The 23644-nt window shown below is 73.2% G+C and carries 22 protein-coding genes and 1 pseudogene; 12 read left to right on the top strand and 11 right to left on the bottom strand.

The features are described 5' to 3' along the window. Positions 1 to 32 precede the first annotated feature (32 nt). Complete coding sequence (locus tag AC2RP6_RS27175) at positions 33 to 887, bottom strand: MaoC/PaaZ C-terminal domain-containing protein (RefSeq protein WP_486448564.1); 855 nt, start codon at positions 885 to 887, stop codon at positions 33 to 35. A gap of 207 nt (positions 888 to 1094) precedes the next feature. On the opposite strand from AC2RP6_RS27175, the gene AC2RP6_RS27170 reads away from it, so the two are divergent. From AC2RP6_RS27170 to AC2RP6_RS27160, 3 genes are all read left to right on the top strand, one after another. Further along, positions 1095 to 1448 (top strand): response regulator, encoded by a 354-nt coding sequence (locus AC2RP6_RS27170; protein ID WP_486450461.1) that lies wholly within the window; start codon positions 1095 to 1097, stop codon positions 1446 to 1448. A gap of 157 nt (positions 1449 to 1605) precedes the next feature. Then, on the top strand, positions 1606 to 2157 hold the full coding sequence (locus AC2RP6_RS27165; RefSeq protein WP_486448563.1) for an RNA polymerase sigma factor: 552 nt from the start codon (positions 1606 to 1608) through the stop codon (positions 2155 to 2157). Then, positions 2138 to 2443 (top strand): hypothetical protein, encoded by a 306-nt coding sequence (locus AC2RP6_RS27160; RefSeq protein ID WP_486448562.1) that lies wholly within the window; start codon positions 2138 to 2140, stop codon positions 2441 to 2443. The genes AC2RP6_RS27165 and AC2RP6_RS27160 overlap by 20 nt, the downstream gene beginning before the upstream one ends. A 72-nt stretch (positions 2444 to 2515) precedes the next feature. On the opposite strand, the gene AC2RP6_RS27155 is transcribed toward AC2RP6_RS27160, so the two are convergent. Next, positions 2516 to 3703: a lipid-transfer protein gene (locus AC2RP6_RS27155; protein WP_486448561.1), complete on the bottom strand. Its 1188-nt coding sequence runs from the start codon at positions 3701 to 3703 to the stop codon at positions 2516 to 2518. 15 nt (positions 3704 to 3718) lie between these two features. Then, positions 3719 to 5852 (bottom strand): annotated as a pseudogene (locus tag AC2RP6_RS27150) (acyl-CoA dehydrogenase family protein). 147 nt (positions 5853 to 5999) lie between these two features. Between AC2RP6_RS27150 and AC2RP6_RS27145 the strand changes: the two are divergent. Continuing rightward, positions 6000 to 6341 carry a hypothetical protein gene (locus tag AC2RP6_RS27145; RefSeq protein WP_486448560.1) on the top strand — a complete coding sequence of 114 codons (342 nt, stop codon included), beginning with the start codon at positions 6000 to 6002 and terminating at the stop codon, positions 6339 to 6341. Between the two features lie 38 nt (positions 6342 to 6379). Here the strand turns inward: AC2RP6_RS27145 and AC2RP6_RS27140 are convergent, their stop codons facing one another. Genes AC2RP6_RS27140 through AC2RP6_RS27130 form a run of 3 tightly spaced genes read right to left on the bottom strand, consistent with a single transcriptional unit; the run spans position 6380 to position 9088 of the window. Next, the gene (locus tag AC2RP6_RS27140) at positions 6380 to 7984 is read right to left on the bottom strand and encodes a serine/threonine-protein kinase (protein ID WP_486448559.1); all 1605 of its coding nucleotides are present in this window, start codon (positions 7982 to 7984) and stop codon (positions 6380 to 6382) included. Between the two features lie 35 nt (positions 7985 to 8019). Continuing rightward, a complete protein-coding gene (locus AC2RP6_RS27135) occupies positions 8020 to 8280 on the bottom strand; it encodes a DUF397 domain-containing protein (protein WP_486448558.1) in 261 nt (86 codons plus the stop codon). Beyond that, a complete protein-coding gene (locus AC2RP6_RS27130) occupies positions 8240 to 9088 on the bottom strand; it encodes a helix-turn-helix domain-containing protein (RefSeq protein ID WP_486448557.1) in 849 nt (282 codons plus the stop codon). Before AC2RP6_RS27130 ends, AC2RP6_RS27135 begins: the two co-directional genes overlap by 41 nt. 111 nt (positions 9089 to 9199) lie before the next feature. Here AC2RP6_RS27130 and AC2RP6_RS27125 point away from each other — a divergent pair, with 111 nt between their 5' ends. From AC2RP6_RS27125 to AC2RP6_RS27100, 6 genes are all read left to right on the top strand, one after another. Next, positions 9200 to 11002, top strand: coding sequence for a serine/threonine-protein kinase (locus AC2RP6_RS27125; protein WP_486448556.1), 1803 nt, complete (start codon positions 9200 to 9202; stop codon positions 11000 to 11002). Positions 11003 to 11092: 90 nt separating this feature from the next. Continuing rightward, positions 11093 to 11734: a class I SAM-dependent methyltransferase gene (locus AC2RP6_RS27120; RefSeq protein ID WP_486448555.1), complete on the top strand. Its 642-nt coding sequence runs from the start codon at positions 11093 to 11095 to the stop codon at positions 11732 to 11734. Positions 11735 to 11817: 83 nt separating this feature from the next. Beyond that, entirely contained in the window at positions 11818 to 12801 is a 984-nt protein-coding gene (locus AC2RP6_RS27115; protein ID WP_486448554.1) for an N-acetylmuramoyl-L-alanine amidase, read from the top strand. Between the two features lie 155 nt (positions 12802 to 12956). Continuing rightward, on the top strand, positions 12957 to 13778 hold the full coding sequence (locus tag AC2RP6_RS27110; RefSeq protein WP_486448553.1) for a hypothetical protein: 822 nt from the start codon (positions 12957 to 12959) through the stop codon (positions 13776 to 13778). A 162-nt stretch (positions 13779 to 13940) separates the two neighbouring features. Beyond that, positions 13941 to 16526: a peptidoglycan recognition protein family protein gene (locus tag AC2RP6_RS27105; protein WP_486448552.1), complete on the top strand. Its 2586-nt coding sequence runs from the start codon at positions 13941 to 13943 to the stop codon at positions 16524 to 16526. A 97-nt stretch (positions 16527 to 16623) separates the two neighbouring features. Beyond that, the gene (locus AC2RP6_RS27100; protein ID WP_486448551.1) at positions 16624 to 17634 is read left to right on the top strand and encodes an LLM class F420-dependent oxidoreductase; all 1011 of its coding nucleotides are present in this window, start codon (positions 16624 to 16626) and stop codon (positions 17632 to 17634) included. A gap of 42 nt (positions 17635 to 17676) precedes the next feature. On the opposite strand, the gene AC2RP6_RS27095 is transcribed toward AC2RP6_RS27100, so the two are convergent. Both AC2RP6_RS27095 and AC2RP6_RS27090 read right to left on the bottom strand, forming a co-directional pair. Next, complete coding sequence (locus tag AC2RP6_RS27095) at positions 17677 to 18060, bottom strand: hypothetical protein (protein WP_486448550.1); 384 nt, start codon at positions 18058 to 18060, stop codon at positions 17677 to 17679. Between the two features lie 93 nt (positions 18061 to 18153). Continuing rightward, positions 18154 to 18657, bottom strand: a complete 504-nt coding sequence (locus tag AC2RP6_RS27090) for a hypothetical protein (protein ID WP_470195392.1) — start codon at positions 18655 to 18657, stop codon at positions 18154 to 18156. Between the two features lie 241 nt (positions 18658 to 18898). On the opposite strand from AC2RP6_RS27090, the gene AC2RP6_RS27085 reads away from it, so the two are divergent. Next, the gene (locus tag AC2RP6_RS27085) at positions 18899 to 19201 is read left to right on the top strand and encodes a hypothetical protein (protein ID WP_486448549.1); all 303 of its coding nucleotides are present in this window, start codon (positions 18899 to 18901) and stop codon (positions 19199 to 19201) included. Positions 19202 to 19286: 85 nt separating this feature from the next. Here AC2RP6_RS27085 and AC2RP6_RS27080 read toward each other — a convergent pair whose 3' ends face one another. From AC2RP6_RS27080 to AC2RP6_RS27070, 3 genes are all read right to left on the bottom strand, one after another. Next, positions 19287 to 20369 carry a prenyltransferase/squalene oxidase repeat-containing protein gene (locus AC2RP6_RS27080; RefSeq protein WP_486448548.1) on the bottom strand — a complete coding sequence of 361 codons (1083 nt, stop codon included), beginning with the start codon at positions 20367 to 20369 and terminating at the stop codon, positions 19287 to 19289. Beyond that, entirely contained in the window at positions 20366 to 21100 is a 735-nt protein-coding gene (locus AC2RP6_RS27075; RefSeq protein ID WP_486448547.1) for a class I SAM-dependent methyltransferase, read from the bottom strand. Before AC2RP6_RS27075 ends, AC2RP6_RS27080 begins: the two co-directional genes overlap by 4 nt. A 64-nt stretch (positions 21101 to 21164) precedes the next feature. Beyond that, positions 21165 to 22478, bottom strand: a complete 1314-nt coding sequence (locus tag AC2RP6_RS27070) for a glycosyltransferase family 4 protein (RefSeq protein WP_486448546.1) — start codon at positions 22476 to 22478, stop codon at positions 21165 to 21167. 217 nt (positions 22479 to 22695) lie between these two features. On the opposite strand from AC2RP6_RS27070, the gene AC2RP6_RS27065 reads away from it, so the two are divergent. Beyond that, positions 22696 to 23319 carry a TetR family transcriptional regulator gene (locus AC2RP6_RS27065; protein WP_486448545.1) on the top strand — a complete coding sequence of 208 codons (624 nt, stop codon included), beginning with the start codon at positions 22696 to 22698 and terminating at the stop codon, positions 23317 to 23319. The last annotated feature ends 325 nt before the right edge of the window (positions 23320 to 23644 follow it).

Below are 23644 nucleotides of genomic sequence, written 5' to 3'. Positions count from 1 at the left end.
GGGTGTCCGACCTTGATCCGCCGGACACACCCCTAGGAGTGTTCGACGACGGTGTCGGCGAGGACCGGCGCGTCGTCGCGTTCGACGGCGGTCACCGACGCCAGGACGCGGCCGGGCTCCTGCCACATCCGGATGCGCAGCGTCTCCCCCGGGAAGACGATCCCCGCGAAGCGCGTGCGGTAGGCGCGGACCCGGGACACGTCCCCGCCGAGGGCCGTGTCGACGACGGCCTTGAGGGTCATCCCGTACGAGCACAGGCCGTGCAGGATCGGTTTGTCGAAGCCGGCCAGCTTGGCGAACTCGGGGTCGGCGTGCAGCGGGTTCCAGTCGCCCGACAGGCGGTAGAGCAGGCCCTGGTCCTCGCGGATGTGCCGTTCCTCGACCCGGTCGGGGGCGCGCTCGGGCAGCTCCTCCCGGGCGGAGGGTCCGCGCTCGCCGCCGAAGCCGCCCTCTCCCCGTACGAAGATCTGCGCGTCGCTGGTCCACAGCGGCCCGTCGGCGTCGGCGACCTCGGAGCGCAGCACGATGACGGCCGCCTTGCCCTTGTCGTAGACGGCGGCGACCTTGGAGCTGGAGGTGGCGCGTCCCTTGACGGGGATGGGCCGGTGCAGCTCGATGGAGTGGCCGCCGTGCAGGACGTTGGCGAGGTTCACCTCGATGCCGGGCTGGCCGAGGCCGCCGAGCATGGCCATGCCCGCTCCGGCGACGGTCGCGAAGCTGGGGAGGACGTGGAGCTTGGATTCGAGGGTGTAGCGCAGCTCGTCAGGGTCGGTCGCCGGCAGGCCCGCGCCGAGGCCGAGGTGGTAGAGCTGGATGTCCTTGTGGTCCCAGCCGATGTCCCCCCGGCGGGGGTCTGCGGCGAGGGCCCTGGCGGCATCGATCGGCATGAGGACGCGGCTCCCTGTCGTTGGAAAATCGCTGCCTGGAAGACCTCGGCGCGGTCGTCCGCACCGTCGGCCGCACCGAGGTCGTATGCGGGACGGCCGGTTCTAGAACGCGTTCTAGGGTCGGCCGGTGAGGGAATGTATAACGCACGCCCCCGCACTTGGGAAGACTCTTGACTGCCCGTCAGATAGGCTGGCCGGGTGGACGAAATGCCCGTGGAACACCGTCAGGCCCGTGCCCTGCGGGTCCTGCTGGACCCGTCGAATCCGGCCCTGGCGCTGCAGCTCGGCCTCCAGCCCGACATCGAGGTCGTGAGGGACCCGTCGGCCCGCCCGGCGGTGGCCCTGGTGGAGGAACTCTCGGCGGTGACGACCCTGCTGGAGGACGATCCGGAGTGCCGGATCCTCGTGATGACGGGCTCGGCGCACCCGGGTCTGCGGGAGGCCGCGCTCGCCGCCGGAGCGGCGGGACTGGTCCTGCGGGACGGCCGGGTGGAGGACCTCGCGGAGGCGGTCCGCCGGGCGTCGACGGGCGAGACGGTGGTCGATCCGGCCCTGGGGTGAATCCTTTCGGGGTGCCCGCGCCTCTTGTGTATGGTGCCGACGCCGAGGTCGGCACCTGACCTGGAGGTTGACGTGATCACTGTTGTCATCGTTGCCGGCGCGGCCGTCCTGCTCTGCGCGTGCACCGTCGCCGTCCTGCGCCGCCGGGGCCGGGCCCGTGGCTGACCGGACCGACTGGCCGGACGAGGCCCTGGTCGTCGCCGCGCAGGGCGGTGACCTCGATTCGCTGACCGCGCTGGTCGCCGGATCGCACCCGAACGTACGGCGCTTCGCGCACTCACTGTGCGCGTCGCGCGAGGACGCCGAGGACGCGGCGCAGGAGGCGCTGATCATCCTGTACCGCAGGATCGGGATGCTCAGGGCGTCCGGGGCGCTGGCGTCGTGGATGTTCCGCATCGTCCGCAACGAGTGCCTGCGGCGGGCCCGGCTGATGCCGCGGGAGCGGCCACCGCTGCCGGACACGGCCGTGATGTCGGCGGAGGACGAGGTACTGCGACGCCTGGAGGCGGGGCGGGTGGCGGAGGCCATCGCCGAGCTGCCGGCGGACCAGCGGCGCGTGCTGATCATGCGGGACGTGCAGGGCCACAGTGGCCGGGCCGCCGCCGAGGCCCTCGGGCTGAGCACCGCCGCGATGAAGTCGCGGCTCCACCGGGCGCGCGCCGCCCTCCAGCACACCCTGGGAGACACCCGTGCCGCTGCCCACCACTGACATCGGGGCCCCGGCCCCGGCTCCCGCGTCCCGCTCCGGCTCCGGCTTCGCCAGCGCGTCCGTGCCGCGGCACCTGGCGCGCGGTGCGGTGGGCTTCGGCGCGCTGATCGCGGCCTTCGCCCTGATCCCGGCCTTCGGCCCGGCCACCCTGCTCCTGGCCCCGGTCGGCCTGATCGCCCTGCGCGGCTGCCCCATGTGCTGGGCGATCGGCCTGGCCGAGACCGTCTCCCGCGGCCGTCTCCGGAGGGAGTGCGGGCCGGACCGCTGCGAGCTGAGGAGGGCGTAAGCGGGTGCGGCGGCGTCCGGGGCGCGGGGAGCCGGGGCAGAGCCCCCGGGAGCCCGGCGGCGGGCCGCGCGGTCAGCGGCGCAGCAGGGTGACCACCGCCGCGCCGCCCAGGCCGATGTTGTGGGCCAGGCCCGTGCGAGCGCCCTCGACCTGCCGCGCCCCCGCCTCGCCCCGCAGCTGCCAGACCAGTTCCGCGGCCTGGGCGAGGCCGGTCGCCCCCAGCGGATGCCCCTTGGAGATCAGCCCGCCCGAGGGGTTGACCACCCAACGCCCGCCGTACGTCGTGGCGCCGCTCTCCACCAGCTTGCCCGCGGCCCCGTCCTCGCACATGCCCAGCGCCTCGTACGTCAGCAGCTCGTTGATCGAGAAGCAGTCGTGCAGCTCCACAACGTCCACGTCCTCGATGCCGAGCCCGGACGCCTCGTACGCCTGACGCGCCGCTGCCGCCGTCATCGGCTTGCCGACCACGTCGATGCAGGAGCCCGACGCGAAGGAGGCCTCGGTGTCCGTCGTCATCGCCTGGCCGACGATCTCCACGGCCTTGTCGTGCAGTCCGTGCGCCACCAGGAACCGCTCGGACACCACCAGGGCCGCCGCCGCGCCGTCCGAGGTCGGCGAGCACTGGAGCTTGGTCAGCGGCGCGTGGATCTCCTTCGCCGCGAGGACCTCCTCGACCGAGTACACGTCCTGGAACTGGGCGTTCGGATTGTCCGCCGAGTGCCGGTGGTTCTTGGCGCCGACCGCCGCCAGCTGCGCGGGCGTGGTCCCGTAGCGCTCCATGTGCTCGCGCGCCGCGTTGCCGAAGATCTGCGCCGTGGGCGGGGACATCTCGAAGCCGTGCCCGGCCGCCATGATCCCGTAGTGCCGGGCCACCGGTGAGGTCTTGAAGTCGCCCCCGTCCGCACCCCCGCCCAGCGCGCCGCGCTTCATCTTCTCGAAGCCCAGCGCCAGCACGCAGTCGCTCAGCCCGCCCTCCACGAACTGCCGCGCCATCATCAGCGCCGTCGACCCGGTCGCGCAGTTGTTGTTGACGTTGTAGACCGGCACTCCGCTCAGCCCCAGCTCGTACGCCGCGCGCTGCCCCGCCGTGGAGGCCTGGAAGCAGTAGCCCACCGGCACCTGCTGCACCAGCCCGTAGTCCACGCCCGCGTCCGCGAGCGCCGCGGACCCGGCCTCCTTCGCCATGTCCCAGTACTGCCAGTCCCGCGACTCGGGCTTCTCGAACTTCGTCATGCCGACGCCCACGATGTACGACTTCATGCCCCTGGTGTCCCTTCAGTCCCTCGGGAGGCCGAGAATCCGCTCGGCGACGACGTTGAGCTGGACCTGCGTGGTGCCCCCGGCGATGGTCAGGCAGCGGGACATGAGCATCCCGTGCACCGCCCGCTCCCCGGCCCCTTCCCGTACCGCTCCCGCCGGCCCCAGCAGTTCGAGCGCCAGCTCGGCGGTCCGCTGCTGGTGCGGGGTCTGGACGAGTTTGCGTACGGACGCCCCCGCGCCCGGCTCCAGCCCCGACACCTGCTGCAGCGTGGTGCGCAGCCCGATGCAGGCCAGGGCGTGCGCCTCGGCGGCCAGGGCGCCGATCCGCGCCCGGTGGGCGCCGTCGAGGTCGGCGGCGCGGGCGAGGAGCGCCTCCAGACCGGTGTCGAAGGTCATCCGGTCGGCCATGTGGACGCGTTCGTTGCCGAGGGTGTTGCGGGCCACCTTCCAGCCGCCGTCGGCCGCGCCGACCAGCGCCTCCGCCGGGAGCTCGACGTCGTCGAGGTAGACCTCGTTGAAGAGCGCCTCGCCGGTGATCTCCTTCAGGGGCCGCACGTCGATGCCCGGGGTGTTCTTCATGTCGACGACGAAGTAGCCGAGCCCCTTGTGCTTGGGGGCCGCCGGGTCGGTGCGGGCCAGCAGGATCCCGAAGTCGGCGCTGTGCGCGGAACTCGTCCACACCTTCTGGCCGTTGACCAGCCAGGAGCCGTCGTCCCGCCGCTCGGCGCGGGTCCGCAGGGAGGCCAGGTCGGAGCCGGCGCCCGGTTCGGAGAAGAGCTGGCACCAGGTGATCTCCCCGCGCAGGGTGGGGAGCACGTAGGCGTCGCGCTGCGCCTGCGTCCCGTAGGCCAGCAGGGAGGGCACGATCCAGGTGGCGATGCCGAGGTCGGAGACCTTGACCCCGGCGGCCGCCAGTTCCTGCTGGACGACGATCTGCTCGACGGGCCCGGCGCCGAGCCCGTACGGCGGCGGCAGGTAGGGGGCGGCGTAGCCGGTGGGGGCCAGGATCCGCCGGGCCGCGGCCGGGTCGAGCCCCCGGGCGTCCTCGATGGCGGCCCGGGCCTTCGCGCGGTACTCCTCGGCCCGTGCCGGGAAGCTCCAGGCGCAGCTCGCGCCGCGCCCCGCCCGCCGCGCACCGCACGGCCCGCACCCGGTGGCCGTCGCCGGGCCCGAGCAGTTGGCGGGCGACGACCGCCCGCCGCAGGTGGATGTGGGCGTCGTGCTCCCAGGTGAACCCGATCCCGCCGAGGATCTGGATGCAGTCCTTGGCGCAGGAGTACGCGGCGTCCAGGGCGGCGCCGGCGGCGAGGGCCGCGACGAGCGAGCGCACGTCGGCGGGCTCGTCCATGGCCCGGGCGGCGTCCCAGGCCAGCGCGCGGGCCTGTTCGAGGCGCACGAGCATGTCGGCGCACAGGTGCTTGACGCCCTGGAACTGTCCGATGGGCCGGCCGAACTGCTCGCGCACCTTGGCGTACTCGGCGGCCGTGTGCAGGGCCCGGGCCGCGGTGCCGCAGGCGTCGGCGGCGAACAGCGCGCAGGCGAGGTCGCGGACCAGGGGCGCGTCGAGCTCCAGCAGCCGCCCGGCGGGGACGGTCACGCCGCGCGCCCGCACCTCGGCGGTGGGGCGGGTCGGGTCGGCGCTCTCGTGCGTGCGGACGTCCAGCGCGACGGCGTCCACGGCGAACCAGCGGGTCCCGTGCGCGGCCTCGGCTGCGAGCAGCACGAGGTCGGCCTCGCCGGCGCCGAGGACGGGCGGCGCCAGCCCGTCGAGCAGGTGCCCGCCGCCCTCCGTGGCCACGGCGGTCAGGGTGCCCGGCCCCAGCGCGACCGCCCCGACCCGGCCGGACAGCGGCTCGGCCCCGGCCCGGTCCAGCAGTACGGAGGCCAGGGCGCTCGGCAGGTACGCCCCGGGCAGCGCGCCCCGGGCGGCCTCCTCGACGACGACGGCCAGGTCCAGCAGGGTCCCGCCGTCCAGGTGCGGCTCCATGAGCCCCGACGCGGTCAGCGCGTCCCAGTACCCGGGCCGCACTCCGGTCCGCGGCGGGGAGTCGAGCAGCTTGCGCACCTCTTCGGGCGGCGCGACCCGCGCCACCCAGCCGCGCACCGCCTCGGCCAACTCCCGCTGCTCCTGCGTGATTCCGATGCCCATGCGCGGCAGACTAGAACACGTTTCAATCTGACGCCAGGTCAGATACGGGTGTTCTTCGCGCCCGACCGCCCACCGTGACGGGGGTCCGCGCCCGGCGTCGCGGGGCAGACCGTGAGAAGAGACTCCGAACCGGAAAGGAAGGCCCGCATGGCCGCCCCCGACTGCCCGCGCTGCGGGCGCACGCTGACGCCCTTCACCGTCATGCTCCGCCGCAACCGCTGGGGCGGAGCGGGACCGGCGCCACGCCCCGAGGCGTGGTGGGAGTGCCCGGCGTGCGGCTGGCTCGGCTGCGAGCGCCGCGCCGGCGCACCACCCGCCCCCATGCGGCGCCTTGAGGGCGAGGACGGGGACTGCGTGTTCTGCGGCGAGGAGGAGTCGAACGTCGCCTCCGAGCCGCACCTGCGGGAGGACGGCCTGCTCGGCGACTGGATGGTCTGCCTGGCGTGCGGCACGAGCAACGGCCGCCGCCTGGGCCCGCCCTCCGCATAGAGCCCGGGCGCGGCCGAGCGGCGGCCCCGGAGCGCCGGTCAGCTGCGCGTCGCCGCCTTCAGGGCCGCGCGGGCCGCGTCCTTCGCCTTCGTCTCACAGGCGCCCTTGGCGTACGGCGTCGCCTTGAGGCCCACCCGGACCGAGAGGTTGCCCTCCCGTACAGCGAGGGCGCAGGTCCAGTCGGCGCCGGCGGACTCCCAGTAGGCCTCGGTGCCGAACCCGAGGCGGGAGGCCGCGCGCCGGCCGGCCGCCTCCGCCTGGAAACGCCGCTTCTGCGCGGCGGCGTCGGCGTCCGCGCCCCCGCCCAGGGTCAGGTCCCACCGGACCACCGCGGTCGGCGACGCGGCGGTTCCCCCGCCCCCGTTGCAGGTCGTCCGGACGCCGTCGGCCGTACGGACCTTGGCGTCCGCGTCCGACGGGCGCAGGTCCAGCGGCAGCATGCCGCGCACCTCCTGGCAGCCGGGCAGGGCCGTGTACGCGATGGGGGCGTTCATCCGGTCCCGGACGTACAGCGCGGTCCCGGTCCCGGCCACGAGGAGGACACCGGCCGCCACCAGCGCCGCCACCCGCCGCCGGGCGCGGCGAGGACCGCCGGGGCGGGTTTCCTCCGCGACCACGGGCGCGGGCGGGGCCTGCGGGGCGGGCACCTGCCGGTCCTGCCCGGTCGCCGCGGCCGGCCCGCCGTCGGGACCGCGCACGGGGCCGAAGGCCGCCTCGGGCTCCGGGTCACCGCCCGCCGGACGACGGCCCTCCAACAGGCTGTCGATCAGAACCCTCTGCTCGCGCAGCATGCCGTACACGACCGACGGCCACTGGCGGCCCGACGGCGGCACCGGACCGATCAGCCCGCGCAGCGCCGCCGGGGTCGGCCTGGCCGCCGGGTCCTTGGCGAGGCAGCGCGCGACGAGGTCGCGCAGCCCCACCGGGACCCCGCCGAGGTCCGGCTCGCCGTGCGCCACCTCGTACAGCGTCTTGAGCGTGGAGGTACCGGCGAAGGGGCTGCGGCCCGTCAGCGCCATGACCAGCACCGAACCGAGGGAGAAGACGTCGCTGGCCGGCGTGAGCGGATGGCCCTCCGCCTGCTCGGGCGACATGTACGCGGGCGATCCGACGACGAACCCGGTACGCGTCAGCCCGGTGTCGCCGTCCGCCTCGCCGTCCGTGGCCCGGGCGATGCCGAGGTCGATGACGCGTACGCCGTCCTCCGCGAGGAGCACGTTGTCGGGCTTGAGGTCCCGGTGCACGAGCCCGGCCCGGTGGATCTCGGCCAGCGCGGACGTCAGGCCCGCGGCGAGGCGGCGTACGACGTCCTCGGGCAGCACCCCGCCCGCCTTGACCACGGCGCCGAGGGAAGGACCGGCGACGAAGACCGAGGCCAGCCAGGGCGTCGGGGCGTCCGGGTCGGCGTCGATCACGGCGGCCGTGTACGCACCGGACACCTTGCGCGAGGCGGTGACCTCACGGCGGAACCGGGCCCGGAAGGCCTCGTCGTCCGCGAAGTGCGCGAGCACCTGCTTGACGGCGACGAGCCGCCCGTCGGGGCCGGCCGCCAGCAGCACCCGCCCCATCCCGCCCTGCCCGAGCACGCCGACGACCTCGAACGGCCCCACGCGCGTCGGGCCCCCCGGCCCCAGCTGCTCCATGTCCCCCGCCCCCTACTCCCCGAGTCGGGAGCGGATCATACCGAGACGGCCCTCACGAACGCGGCGAACGCGGCGGGGCGGACGGTGAAGACGGGCCCCTCGGGCACCTTGGAGTCCCGCACGGCGACGAGGCAGGGCTGCGGGGCGACCTCGACGCAATCGCCGCCGGTGTCGCCGCTGTACGAGGACTTGCGCCAGGCGAGGACGCCGAGCGGGGCGCACTCGACGCAGTTGCCTTCCGCGCTGTACGAAGACTTACGCCACCGCGTGCCCGTCAGGTTCTGGATGGTCTCCATAGCGCTCCTCCAATACGCGGGCGATCAGCGCCGCCGAGTCCTCCAGGGAGAGCGCAGCGGCCTGTAAATGATCGTATCGGAGCGAACCCTCCCTGAAAGCTTGCGGATTGGCCGTCATATGACCCTGCACGAAGTCTTCGGTGTAAACGAGATCCGGGTTGTCCTCAAAGCGCAGGAGGTTGAACTCACCTGGCAGTCCCGCGTGCGCGCCTGCCGCGTAGGGCAGGATCTGTACCTGCACCCACTCCCGCCTCCTTAGTGCCGCCAGGTGCGCGAGTTGGTCCCGCATGACCGTACGGCCACCGATCTCCTGGTGCAGCACGGCCTCGCTCATCACGACCCACATCAGTGGCGGGTTCTTGCGGTCCAGAATGCGCTGACGCTCCAGCCGAGCAGCCACCTTGGCATCGAGCCCTTCCTCGATCCACACACCCAGGACCGCGCGCGCGTAGGCCTCTGTCTGTAACAGACCATGCACCAACTGTGGCTGGAACGACGAGATATACGCAGCCCGCGCCTCCATCTCCGCGTACGCCTGGAACCACGTCGGCAGCTGGTGCCGCAGCACCAGCCCCACCAGCCGCGAGAACACCCCGCCCGTGCCCAGGGCCGCGTCCACCCGTTCCGAGAAGTCCCGCGTCGGGACCCTGCGGGTGGTCTCCACCTGGCCGATCAGGGAGCCCGTGCAGAAGACGATGCTGCCGAGCTGCGCCTGGTTGAGCCCCGCGTCCTCCCTCAGGCGGCGCAGTTCGGATCCGTAGTAGTCCAGCGGTGAGGCGCTGGGATCGAGATCGCGCACGCCGACCATGGACGGTCACCCCCAAGGCAGTTGCCGGTTCCGTGGCCGAGCGTAGCCATCCGACCGCACTGCGGTGGCTCGATTCATCCAACGGATGACACGGCCGGCGATAATGCGCACGTGGGGGAACTGATCGAAAGCCGGTACGCGCTGCAGGAGTTGCTCGGCCAGGGCGGCTTCGGCGAGGTGTGGCGGGCAGAGGACGGCCGGGTGGGGCGCAGTGTCGCCGTCAAGATCGGCTATCCGCAGACGCCCGAGGAGACCCGCCGCTTCGAGCGGGAGGCCAGCCTCGCCGGGAACCTCGCCCATCCCAACATCGCAACCGTCCACGACTTCGGCCGCATCGAACGCGGCGGTCGCGATGCCGTCTTCCTCGTCATGGAGCTGTTGCGGGGCCGCACCCTGGCCGACGTGCTGGAGGACGGCGTGCCGCCGCTCGCGGACGCCCTGGAGTGGGCGGCACGAATCGCGGACGCCCTCGGCGCCGCCCACTCCGCCGGGATCGTCCACCGGGACGTGAAGCCGGCCAACGTGATGGTCACCGGGGCCGGGGTGGTGAAGGTCCTCGACTTCGGGATCGCCAAGGCCGGAGCCGGGGCGGGTGCCGGCACGGAACTGACCGGCACCGGAACGGTCATCGGCTCGTTCCCGTACATGGCTCCCGAGCGCTGGACCGGTGGGGCGAACGGGGTTCCGGTCGACGGCCGGGCCGACCTGTACGCCCTCGGCTGCGTCCTCATGGAACTACTCACCGGGACCCGTCCGTTCACGGCCCGCGAGATGCACGAACTCCTCACCCAGCACCTCACAGCCGAGCCGCCCGCACCGAGTTCGCTGCGGGAGGAGTTGCCCGGCGCGCTCGACACCCTCGTACGGGACCTGCTGGCGAAAGACCCGCGCGACCGGCCCGCGGACGCGGTGGCGGTCTCCCGTCGGCTCGCCGAGATCGCCCGCGGCGAGGCCCCGGTCCCGGGGGCGGCCGTGTCGTACCCGCCGCCGCCCGCGTACGCCCCGACCGTGCACACCGCCGCCGACGACGCGGTCCGCCTGATGCTGGACCGGCGGCTGACGCAGTTGCTGGAGGACTCCCCGGCCGATGTCGTCGCCCGGCTCGCCATGCTGGTCGACGACCTGACCGAGGAACTGGGCGTGCACGACCCGCTCACGGTCCGGGCGGCCTACCACCGGGCGGTGCGGGTCCGCCGACGGTCCACCACGGACCTGGAACGGATCCTGCCGCGCATGGTGCGGATCCTGGGCCTGGAGCATCCGGACACGATCACCGCCCGTGCCACCTGCGTCGGCGAGGCCGCGGCTTTCGGGCCCGGTGACGGCCGCCGCCACGAGGAGGAGCTGCGCGAGCTGATCGCGCAGGCCGGCAGGGTGTTCGGCGTGCACGGACTCGTCACCCTGACCGCCCGCTACCACCTGGCCTCGGCCATGCACGGGGGCGCCCGCGACCGCGACGGCCAGTGGGACGCACGCACCCGTGAGCGGGCGGAGAGCGAACGCGCCTGGCTGGGGCCGCTGCTGCCCGACCTGGAGTGGGCGCTCACCGCCGGCAGCCCCGTCCTGCTCGACGTGCGGCGCCGGCTGGCCCACGACGCCTGGCTGGTCGGCGACCACGCGGGCGCCGCGCGGCTGTACTGGCGCCTCTTCCCGGACCTGGCGGAGCTGGCCGAGTACGGCGATCCCGAAGTGGCACACCGTGTGCTGCGCAGCATCGGCGAGGCGGGCGATCCCGTGAGCGCGCTGGCACACATGGACCTGCTGCTGCACCGGCTGCCCTTCCTGAGCGGCAGCCAGCGGCTGGCGCAGGAGGTCTCCGACACCCGCGCGGCCTTCCGGCGGGACGTACGGGAGCGGCGGCGCGCCGAGGGGACGGGCGGGACCGGCGGACTGTCCCGGCTGTTCGGCCGCTGATCCACGCGCACCTGCGGAGCCCCGGCATGGACCCCTACCCGGCGGTAGGGCAGCATGGGCCGCCACACGCAGCTCAGCAGGAGGAACGACATGGCCAGCCCCAAGCCGGAGACCCTCGCCGCCTTCGAGACGGCCAAGGGGTTCATGCCCGTACGGGAGGGCCTCGCCCTGTACGAGGCGGCCGCCGCGGCCGGGGCGCTCGGGCTGCCGCTGCTCGAGGTCGGAACGTACTGCGGGCGCTCCACGATCCTGCTGGCCGACGCGGCCCGCGAGGCCGGGGTCGCCGCGATCACCGTGGACCACCACCGGGGCAGTGAGGAGCAGCAGCCCGGCTGGGAGTACCACGACCCGACGGTCGTGGACCCGGAGGTCGGGCTGATGGACACCCTGCCCACCTTCCGCCGCACCCTCCACGGGGCCGGGCTGGAGGAGCACGTCATCGCGATCGTCGGCCGCTCCCCGCAGGTCGCGGCCGCCTGGGGCGGCAGGCTCGGCTTCGTCTTCATCGACGGCGGCCACACCGACGAGCACGCCTCGGGCGACTACGAGGGCTGGGCCCCGCACGTCGCGGAGGGCGGCACGCTCGTCATCCACGACGTCTTCCCGGACCCGGCGGACGGCGGCCAGGCCCCGTACCGGATCTACCTGCGCGCCCTCGCCTCGGGCGCCTTCGAGGAGGTCTCCGTCACCGACTCCCTGCGCGTCCTGCGCCGCACCGGCCCGGGCATCTGACACCGCCGTTCATATAAGCGCACCACGCCCCCGGATGGCGCAGTCCCGGTCGGGCGGGCGGGGAGCGGTCTAGCATCGCGGACGTGCGCTACGACGACAGCCCCCCGCCCCCCGAGTCCGGTTCCTCGGCCGATCCGGACCGGCACTGGTTCACCCGACGCTCCACGCTCGTGGTCGGGATCGCCGCGCTCGCCCCGGCCTGCCTGGCCGGCTGGGTCCTGACCCAGGCGCTGTCCGGCGCCGGGCCGGACGAGAACCGGCCCCGCTCGGCCCCGCAGCCCGCCTCGCACTCGACCGTCGCGCCGGGCCAGCGGGACGCGAAGCCCGGTTCCACCCCGAGCACGAGCCCGACCACGACCGCGGCGGCCCCCGCACCGGCTCCGGCCAAGGGCCCGCTCACCGGGAAGACCGTGGTCGTCGACCCCGGGCACAACACCGGCAACTTCAAGCACACCGACGAGATCGACCAGCAGGTCGACATCGGCACCAACCGCAAGGAGTGCGACACCACCGGGACCACCACGAACTCCGGCTACATGGAGGCCGAGTTCACGATGGACGTCTCGAAGCGCCTGCGGGCGGCCCTGGAGGCCCAGGGCGCCAAGGTGGTCCTCACCCACGAGACCGGCGACCGCGCCTGGGGGCCCTGCATCACCGAGCGCGCCCGCATCGGCAACGACGCGAACGCCGACGCCGTCGTCTCCGTCCACGCCGACGGGGTCTCGGCCGGCAACCGCGGCTTCCACGTCATCCTCCCGGCCAAGGTCAAGAGCGGCGCCGCCGACACCGCGAAGATCGTCGAACCTTCGCGCGAGCTGGGCGAACGCATCGCCGGGAACTTCGCGCGCACCACCGGCTCGGCGCCCGCCAACTATCTGGGCGGCGGGACCGGTTTGGTCGTCCGCGACGATCTGGGCGGACTGAACCTGTCAACTCGGCCCAAGGTGTTCATCGAATGCGGCAACATGCGTGACGCCAAGGACGCGGCGCAGCTGACGAGTCCGGACTGGCGGCAGAAGGCGGCCCAGGGCATCGCGGACGGCATCGTCGGCTTCCTGGGCGGGTAGTCCCTCTCGGGCGTCCCGCCGGGACGCCCGCCGCCCCGATCCTCTCGGCCGCGGGGAACCTCCGTACCATGGTGCCGCCCGCCCTGCTGCAGGCACGATCTGCGCTGCGACCGCGGCACCACGAGACGACCGAGACCGAGAAGGACACCTAAGACGTGAACATCCGCTCCCTCACTCGAGGCGACGGCGTGGTGATCGGAGCAGCGGCGCTGCTGTTCATCGCCTCGTTCTTCGATTTCTACTCCACCACGGGCGGCGACCTGCCGAGCGCGTGGGACACCGACGCCTACCGTCTGGTGCTCCCCAGCGTCTTCCTGCTCGGGTTCATCGCCGCGGGTCTGCTCGTCGCCGGCCGCTTCCAGCCGGAGAGCCGCAAGGTCATCGGGATGCCGCTGTCGGCGTGGGGCACCGTCCTCGCCGTCTCGGCCGCCTGGTCCGCCCTGTGGGCGCTGATCACCTGCCCGAGCACCCTCGACCTGGGTGCGGGCGCCGTCATCGCCTTCCTCGCCACCCTGGCCCTGGCCGGTGTGGCCGTCTTCGGCGCGAAGGTCCCGGCGCTCGCCGGTTCGCTGCTGCCGGAGGCGCGGCCCGCCGCCCCGCAGCCGTACGGCGGCCAGCCGCAGCCGGGGGCCGGCGACGGCTACCCGGGCGGGCAGCAGCAGCCCTACGGTTCGACCCCGCAGCCGGTCCCGCCGTACGGCGGCACGCCGACCCCGGCGCCCGGCCCGCACGACTCCGGCGCCGGCCACCAGGCGGCGACGCCCGCTCCGGCGGCGGACTTCAGCCCGTTCTGGTTCGCGGTGCCGGTGGCCCGCCCCCTCTTCGCGGAGGACGGCTCCCCCCAGCAGATCGCCGAACTCGCGCCGGGCACCTGGTACCTGGCGGTCGAGCAGCGCGGCGGGACCGCGCTCGTCGCGCAGACCCAGGACGGCCGTCGCGGCATCCTGAGCGACACCTCGGGGATCCAGCGCGGCTGATCCGCGTACGTCCCTCCCGTTCCACCCCGACGCCCCACCGGCAGCCCGCCGGTGGGGCGTCGTTGGTTCGGACCTGTCGGTACGGATCAGTAGCATCGAGCCAACCAGTACTCATATTCGATGAGTTGCGAACGGGTGGGGAACTACGTGATAGCAAGTCGCATGCGCGGAACGGCTCTCGCCGCCGCGCTCGGCGTCGTCGCGACGCTGTGCCTGCCGGGGGTGGCCGTCGCCGCCGGACCCGGTCCGGACCGGGCGGGCAGCAGTGCTTCCGCCGGGACGAACGGCCCGGTGGAGGGCACGGTCCGCAGGATCGCGCTGGAGTCGAAGGGTGCCGCCGAGGCAGCCGTCTCCGCGCGGAACACGGAGCGCTTCGGGCTCATGGGCGTGTCCTGGAAGGACGCCTCCGCCGAGGTGCGGGGGAAGATCGAGGCCCGCAGCCGCAACGCCGTGACCGGGGCGTGGACGCCGTGGGTCGAACTGGAGCCGCTCAAGGCCGGCCTCGACGGCGTCCGCCCGGACGCGCGCGGTGCCACGGAGCCCGTGTGGGTCGGCTCCGCCGACGGCGCCGAGGTACGGGTGAGCGGGGGTTCGGCGGCGCTGCCCGCGGGCCTGGAGCTGGACCTGGTGGACCCGGGCAGGGCCGGGCGCGGCGGTGCGGCGAAGTCCGCGCCGGCGTCGGGCGCCCGCGCGGCGGCCGCGGCGGCGGCGCCCGGGCCGGAGTCGACGGCTCCGCGCCCCGACGTCGTCTCGCGCGCCCAATGGGGTGCGGACGAGTCCCTGAACAACGAGGGCCCGATCTATCTCGCGGGCGGGAGGATCAAGGCCCTGTTCGTGCACCACACGGCGGCGACCGCGCCCTACGAGTGCACCGACTCGGCGGCCATCGTCCGCGGTCTGCACGTCTACCACGTGAAGACCAACGGCTGGCGCGACCTCGGCTACAACTTCCTCGTCGACAAGTGCGGCACCCTCTTCGAGGGCCGCCAGGGCGGCGTGGACCAGCCCGTGATGGGTGCCCACACCTACGGCTTCAACTCGGAGTCGACGAGCGTCGCGGTCCTGGGCGACTACACGAACGCCGGGGCCTCGCCCCAGGCGCTCGAAGGCATCTCGAAGATGGCGGCGTACAAGCTGGGCCAGTACGACGTCGACATGGACGGCACGACGACGCTGACCGCGGGTGCCACGCAGAAGAACTACGCCGGCACCAGCTTCACCGCCGGCCAGCCCTACCCGTTCAGGACGGTCTCCGGCCACCGGGACGGCTTCAACACCGAGTGCCCGGGCCACCAGCTGTACCCGCAGCTGGACACGATCCGGAAGTCGGGGCCCGCGGCCCAGCTGAAGATCGTTTCGGTGAACGACAAGCCCGTCGTGCCCGGCGGGACCGTGAAGACGCCGGGGCAGCTGGTGGTCGGTTTCTCCACCAGCACGGCCGCCTCGCTGGTGAGCTCCTTCGAGCTGCTGGTGGACGGCGTCCCGGCCGGGGCGGTCGCGGGTGACGCGACGAGCGCCGCGACCATGCTGGGCCTGGGCAGCCACCGGATCCAGGTCCGGGCGACCGCGAAGAACGGCAAGGTGTCCACGAGCCTGCCCGTCACCGTCGAGGCGGACGTCTCGGACGTCAAGTACGTCCCGGTCCTGCCCAAGCGGCTGATGGACACGCGTGAGGGCCTGGGCGTGCCACGGGCCAAGGTCGGGCCCGGTGGGGTGGTGCCCCTGAAGGTCGCGGGCGTCCAGGGCGTCCCGGCGTACGGGGTGACCTCCGTGGTCCTGAACGTGACGGCGACCAACCCGACGGAGGCCGGATACGTGTCGGTGTACCCGAACGGCACGGTCCGCACGAGCGCCTCGAACCTCAACCTCACCCCCGGCCAGACCATCCCCAACCTGGTCGTCGTGCCGGTCCACGACGGGATCGTGCAGTTCTACAACAGCGCGGGCACCGTCGACCTCATCGCCGACATCACCGGCTACTTCCTGGCGAGCGGCGAGGGCTCCACCCACATGAACCTCGGCCCGAAGCGGGTCCTGGACACGCGCAACGGCACGGGTGGCGTGCCGACCGCCCCGGTCGGCCAGGGCGGGGTCCTGGACCTCGACCTCTCGGCCGTCGACGGGCTCCCCGCACCGGGCGGCCTCACCGCGGTGGTGCTCAACGTGACGGCGACCAACCCGACGCAGTCGAGCTTCGTGTCGGTCTACCCGAGCGGCACCACCCGCACGAGCGCCTCCAACCTCAACTTCACCGCCGGCCGGACCGTCCCCAACCTGGTCATCGTCCCCGTGGTGAACGGGAAGGTCAGCTTCTACAACAACGCGGGCAGCGTCGACCTCATCGCCGACATCACCGGCTACTTCACCACGACCGGTGAGGGCGCCAAGCACTCCAACCTCGGCCCGAAGCGCCTGATGGACACCCGCGAGGGCCTCGGCGTCGCCAAGGCACCGGTCGGCCAGGGCGGCGTCGTCACCCTGACCGTCGCGGGCGTCGAGGGGGTTCCGGCCACCGGTGTCACCGCAGTGATCCTGAACGTGACGGCCACCAACCCGACGACGTCCAGCCACGTGTCGGTCTACCCGAGCGGCACCACCCGCACGAGCGCCTCCAACCTCAACTTCACCGCCGGCCAGACCGTCCCCAACCTGGTCATCGTCCCCGTGGTGAACGGGAAGGTCAGCTTCTACAACAACGCGGGCAGCGTCGACCTCATCGCCGACATCACCGGCTACTTCGGCAAGTAGCCGGACCCGGAGCCGCGGCCCTCCGCCCTTCCGGGCGGGGGGCCGTTGCCCTACAGTCACCTGACGCATCGTCAGTTCCGGCTGGAGGGACCCGCTCATGCGCCTCGGACTCGCACTCGGATACTGGGGCCGCGGCCCCTCCCCGGCCCACCTCGACCTCGCCACCGAGGCCGAGAACCTCGGCTACGACTCGGTGTGGACCGCCGAGGCCTGGGGGTCCGACGCCTTCACCCCGCTGACCTGGATCGCCGCACACACCTCACGGATCCGCCTGGGCACCGCCATCGCGCAGATGGCCGCCCGTACCCCCACCGCGACCGCCATGCACGCCCTGACCCTGGACCACCTCTCCGGCGGCCGGATGATGCTGGGCCTCGGCCTGTCCGGCCCGCAGGTCGTCGAGGGCTGGTACGGGCGCCCCTTCCCCGCGAGCCCCCTGACCGCGACCCGCGAGTACGTCGACGTCATCCGCCAGGTGCTGCGCCGCGAGGGACCGGTCGCCCTGGACGGCCGCTTCCACAGCCACCCGTACCGGGGCGAGGACGGGACCGGCATCGGCAAGCCGCTCAAGCCCATCACCCACCCGCTCCGCGCCGACCTGCCGCTCCTCCTCGGCGCGGAAGGCCCCGGGAACATCGCCCAGACCACCCGGATCGCGGACGGCTGGCTGCCCCTGTACTGGTCACCGACCCGCACCGACGTCTACCGGGCCTCGCTCACGGACCTCCCCGACGGCTTCATGATCGCGCCGATGGCCCGCGCCAAGGTCTGCGACGACGTCGCCGAGGGACTCCTCCCCGTCAAGGCCATGCTCGGCTTCTACATCGGCGGCATGGGCCACGCGGCCCGCAACTTCCACGCCGACCTGATGGCCCGGATGGGCTACGAGGACGAGGCCCGCCGCATCCAGCAGCTTTTCCTCGCCGGACGCAAGGAGGAGGCCGTGCTCGCCGTCCCGGATGCCTTCGCCGACGAGATCTCCCTGGTCGGCCCGCGGGAACGGATCGCCGAACGCCTCGACCTGTGGCGCAAGGGCCCCGTCACCGACCTCCTCGTCACGGCGCCCGACCCGCACACCCTGCGCGTCCTGGCAGAGCTCAACGGCTGACGCCGACCCCGACGACCACCGAGAGGCGCGGCGGACGTCCGGTCACTCCGCCCGGGGCACGGCCTCCAGCAGCTCCCGCACGTCCAGCGGCATCACCGCGATCTCGATGCTCCCGCCACCGTCGTAGACGCAGGACACGATCCGCGAACCGGGGTTGATGGAGATCCCCTCCTTCATCGACGGCACCCGCAGACCGGTGGCCCGCCCGCCGGGGAGCGCCAGCGCCTCCCCGCGCTCCGGAACCCACCGGGCCACGCCCTCCTCGGCGTACACCCGGCCCGGCCGCCACCGGCCCTGCCCGGCCGGCATCCGCGCCATCCCGGGGATCCCGGGCACCGGCCCGGCACCCGCCCGCGCCAGGTGCTTGCGCCGCACCAGCCACCCGACGCCGACGACACCGCCGGCCAGCAACACGTACTCGATCACGGGCCCCATTCAAACAGCCCCGCGACCGGGCGGGCCGCGAAGCCCGCCCCGACCACGGGGCCGTCGAGCGCGAGCGGGCGCTGGGGGAACCCCCTAGCCGCCGAGCTGGGACGCGCTGGGGACCTTGTCGGTCACGGTGGCGCCCGCGCTCTTGCCCGCCTCCTTCACACTGCTGATGACGTCGTCGAAGGACGAGATGTCGGCGTCACCCGCCTGGCCCTTGCGCAGCTTGGTGCCCAGCCCCTTCAGCGACTCGATCCCGGCCGTCAGCGGAGCCATCGCCTTCGACAGCAACGGGTCACCCTTGGCGTTGTCGGCCGCCGCCTTGAGCCGGTTGTACGCGAACGCGCCCGCCAGGCCCGCCTTGATCAGCGCGAAGGTGCGGCCCTTCGCCCCCTTCTTGAACTTCCCCGCCCGGTACGGCTTGACGATCCACTGGTACGTCGCACCCGCCGCGAGCCCCGCGTTGGCGACGAACCGGGTCTTGGCGAACTTCTGCTTCTCCGCGGACGTGCTCGGCGACGGGGTGGCCGCGGCCAGCTCGTCGGCCTCCGCCGCCGCCGGCTCAGCCGCGGCGAGCGCGGCCAGCTCCCCCATCGAGGCGGCGGACAGTTCCTCCCGGGGGCTGCCGCCGCTGCCGCAGGCGGTGGCACCGGCGAGCAGCGCGGTCGACAGGACCACCGCCGTGAGGGCGCGACGGAATCGGACGGTCGTGGGTACGGACACGGTTTCCTCCGGGGACTCAGGCGTCCCCCGCAGCCTCACCCCGCACCCACAAGCCCGCCACCCGGCGGACCCGTTCGGGTTTGCGACGCGCCCGGGCGGCAACACGCGCAGCATGACCTCACACACGCGAGTACGCACCCGAGGAAGCAGTCAGGCAGGCCGGGCCGTCGCTCTGGTGGCGGACGTGCTTGCCTTCGTGATCGTCCTGTGGATCCTGCTCTACTTCCTGGACGCCAATCAGGGCAACGAGCTCGTCAACTTCATCCACGACTCCGCGAGCTGGCTGGCCGGCTGGTCCTACGACCTGTTCACCTTCAGCCGCGAATGGGTCCAGGTCGTCGTCGGCTACGGCCTCGCCGCCGTCGTCTACGTCCTGGTCGGCCACGCCGTAGCCGGCTGGCTCTACCGCCGCTGACGCGCCCGGACGGAGCCCACGACGAGAAGGGCCCTCGCCCGCCGCCCGGCGGGAAAGGGCCCTTTCGCACGCGTACGGGCGGGGCTCAGCCGCAGCAGTCCGGCTCCAGCCCGGCCGGGAGCGAACCCCCGCCGAACACCTCCGTGGTCGCCTCGTCCCCGCCCAGCGCCGCCACCGCCAGCAGCAGCGACCCGGCGGTCCACGTCGTCTGCTCCACCGGCCACACCGCCCGGTCCTGGAAGACGTACCCCGTCCAGTACATGCCGTTGTCCGCGCGCAGGTGCCCGATCGACCGCAGGACCTCCAGCGCCCGGTCCGACTCCCCCGTCGCCCACAGCGCGAGCGCCAGCTCGCAGGACTCGCCGCCCGTCACCCACGGGTTCGGCAGCACGCAGCGCACCCCGAGGTCCGGAACCACGAACTCCTCCCAGCGCGCCTCGATCCGCGCCGTCGCCTCCGCACCCGTCAGAGCACCCCCGAGGACCGGGTAGTACCAGTCCATCGAGTAGTGGTCCTTGTCCAGGAACCGCTCCGGGTGACGGCGGATCGCATGCCGCAGCGCGCCCGCGGCCAGCTCCCAGTCCGGCTGCGGCTCCTCCCGGTGCTCGGCGATCGCCAGCGCACAGCGCAGCGCCTGGTGGATGGAGGACGACCCCGTCAGCAGCGCGTCGGTGACGGCCGTGCCGTCCGCCTCCCGCTTCCAGCCGATCTGGCCACCGGGCTGCTGGAGCGACAGGACGCACTCCACGGCCGCGTACACCGAAGGCCACATCCGGTCGAGGAAGGCGTCGTCACCCGTCGACAGGTAGTGGTGCCACACGCCGACGGCTATGTAGGCGGTGAAGTTGCTCTCGCGGCTCGCGTCCTGCGGCTCCGCGGTGTCCACCCCGTCGGGCCGGTCGGCGTACGCCGCGAACCAGGAACCGTCCTCGTTCTGGTGCCGGGCCAGCCACGCGTACGCCCGTTCGGCCGCCTCGTGCTCGCCGGCCGCGTCCAGCGCCATCGCCGCCTCGGTGTGGTCCCACGGGTCGAGGTGGTGCCCGCGGAACCACGGGATCGCACCGTCGGCGCGCTGCACCGCCAGAATGCCCGCGACCGTCTCGGCCGCCTGCTCCGCCGTCAGCACACCGTCCAGGACGAGGTGTTCCGTACGCCCGGGCGAGCTCACTGGGTCGCGCCGACGGGAAGGTGGGGCTTGGTCGCGTACGCCACGAAGCTCTTGCCGATGAGCGGGTTCAGCGCCTGCTCCGCCACCCGCGTCGCCAGCGGCTTCTTCATGATGTCCCAGACCAGGAGCTTGTGGTACGCCCTCACCGGCAGCGCCTTGTCGTTGTCCACGCCGAAGGCGCACTTGAGCCACCAGTACGGCGAGTGCAGCCCGTGCGCGTGGTGCGTGCCGTACGGCTTGAGGCCCGCGGCCCGCATCTTGCCCAGCAGCTCGTCCGCCTTGTAGATGCGGATGTGGCCGCCCTCGACCTCGTGGTAGGCGTCGGACAGCGCCCAGCAGATCTTCTCCGGGCCGTAGCGCGGCACGGTCACGGCGATGCGGCCGCCCGGCTTGAGGACGCGGACCATCTCCGCCAGCACGCCCTTGTCGTCGGGGATGTGCTCCATCACCTCGGAGATGATGACGACGTCGAAGGACTCGTCGGGGAAGGGCAGCGCCAGCGCGTCGCCCTCCATCGCGGTGGCCGTGGCGCCGACCGGGGCCTCACCGGCCTCCTTCATCGCGGCGAACCACTTGGCGACCTCGCGGATCTCCTCACCGTTACGGTCGACGGCGACCACCTGGGCGCCTCTCCGGTAGCACTCGAAGGCGTGCCGGCCTGCGCCGCAGCCAAGGTCGAGTACGCGGTCGCCTGCGGCGAGCGGGAACCGGGAGAAATCGACGGTCAGCACGGGGTCCTGCCTTCGCGGTCGCGGGGGTGTACGGGGATGGGCACGGGATGGACGAGGCGGAAGGTCACCGCGCGCGGCGGGCGCGGGCGGCCTGCTCGATGGCGGCGCGGTAGTGCGCGGCGGTGCCCTTGGCCGCCGCGGCCCAGGTGAAACGGGTCAGGACCCGCTCGCGCCCGGCGGCGCCGACACGGGCCCGCAGCTGCGGGTCGCCGAGCATCCGGCCCAGCGCGGCCGCCAGCGCGCCCGCGTCGCCGGGCGGCACCGCGAGGCAGGTCTCCCCGTCGGTGCCGGTGACCTCGGGGATCGCCCCGCCGGTCGTGGCGACCAGCGGGGTGCCGGTGGCCATGGCCTCGGCCGCCGGGAGCGAGAAGCCCTCGTACAGCGACGGCACGCACGCCACCTGCGCGCTGCGCACCAGGTCGACGAGCTCGGCGTCGGTGATGCCCTTGACGAAGCGGACGGCGTCCTGGAGGCCGTACGTCTCGATGGCGCGGGCGACGGGGCCCTGCTCGGCGCGCTTGCCGACCACGACCAGATGGGCCTCGGGCTGCTCGGTACGCAGCTTCGCGAGCGCCTCGACGAGGAACACCAGGCCCTTGAGCGGGACGTCGGCGCTGGACGTCGTCACGATGCGGCCCGGCACCTCTGCCACCGACGCGTCGGGCGACCACAGGTCGGTGTCGGCACCGATGTGCACGACGTGGATGCGCTCGTCCTGGACGCCGAGGTGGTCGCCGATCTCCTGCTTGGAGGATCCGGAGACGGTCAGCACGGACGGCAGCTTGCGGGCCACACGGCCCTGCATGCGGGTGAAGGCGTACCAGCGGCGCACGGACGCCCGCTTCAGGCGGCCCTGCGCGGCGTCGAGGTCGAGCTTGCGGTCGACGGTGATGGGGTGGTGGATCGTCGTCACCAGCGGCGCGCCGAGGTCGCCGAGCAGGCCGTAACCGAGCGTCTGGTTGTCGTGGATGACGTCGAACTCCCCGGCCCGCCGGCGCAGATGGCGTCGGGCGCGCAGGGAGAAGGTCAGCGGCTCGGGGAAGCCGCCGGTCCACATCGTGGCGACTTCGAGGGCGTCGACCCAGTCCCGGTACTCGTCGCGCTTCGGCGTGCGGAAGGGGTCGGGGCTGCGGTACAGGTCCAGGCTCGGCAGCTCGGTGAGCGTGGCGCCCGTGTCGAGCACCGGGTAGGGCTGTGCGCCGATGACCTCGACGGAGTGCCCGAGACGGACCAGCTCGCGCGAGAGGTGCCGGACGTAGACGCCCTGACCGCCGCAGAACGGGTTCCCCTTATAGGTGAGGAGGGCGATGCGCAGCGGACGCTCGCCGTCGTCGGCGGGGCCCGCGAAAGGGCTCGTCACCACGGCCTCAGCGGTCACTCTCGGCCCCCTTCTCGCTGCACTTTCGCCGGAGCGTAACCGCTCGGATAATGTAGAACAAGTTTCAGACTTGATCCGCCTAAGAGCATTGAATCTACCGGCCGGAAACCCCACCGTAAGAGGTGGAGCAGGTGATTCACGCCACGACTGCGGCGCCTGCGATGCTGGCTGCGGATCACCCCGCAGACAGCCCGCGCAACGACACGGAACGGGACACATGACAGCGGAAGTGAAGGCCGTCACCACACCGGCGTCGCCTCCCCTGACGGAGCGCCAGGAGGCGCGCCGCCGCCGGATCCTGCACGCCAGTGCCCAGCTGGCCAGCCGGGGCGGCTTCGACGCCGTCCAGATGCGCGAGGTCGCGGAGGCGGCCGGCGTGGCGCTCGGCACGCTCTACCGCTACTTCCCGTCCAAGGTGCACCTGCTGGTCGCCACCATGCAGGACCAGCTCCAGCACATGCACACGACGCTGCGCAAGCGCCCGCCCGCGGGCGACGAAGCGGCGGCCCGGGTCGCGGAGACCCTGATGCGCGCCTTCCGCGCGCTCCAGCGGGAGCCGCAGCTGGCCGACGCCATGGTGCGGGCCCTGACCTTCGCGGACCGCAGCGTGAGCCCCGAGGTCGACACGGTGTCCCGCCTGACCGCGGCGATCATCCTGGACGCCATGGGTCTCGAACAGCCGCCGACGGCGGAACAGCTCTCGGCGGTCCGGGTCATCGAGCACACCTGGCACTCGGCGCTGATCACGTGGCTGTCGGGCCGCGCCTCGATCGCCCAAGTCAAGATCGACATCGAAACGGTCTGCCGCCTGATCGACCTGACGTCGCCAGAAAAGTCCTGAACCAACCGCTGAAGCCGACGGGGCCTGCGGGAGCGGGGCGGGCCCCTATGCCGGGCGGGGTCAGGCGTGCCCCGGACCCCGGACCGAGGGACAGGCCGGGCAACAGGGGAGCTTCGAGCCCGTCGCGCACTGCCCGACCGGAGCCCGAGCGGGCCCCAACCGCTACGCGCTCCAGCCTGACGGTGCGCACGAGCCATCGGGACGGGCATGCGCCGGCACAGTCCGCTACGCGCCTCTCTGTTGCGCGCCCACAGTCTGCTCACTCCCTACGCCCCATGCCGGCTTCCCCACGGGGCGGACCGTTCCGACCGCGTTCGCGGCTGCT

It is taken from the genome of Streptomyces sp. WAC03905, from assembly GCF_057371075.1.
This window is presented reverse-complemented; position numbering and strand designations above follow the sequence as displayed.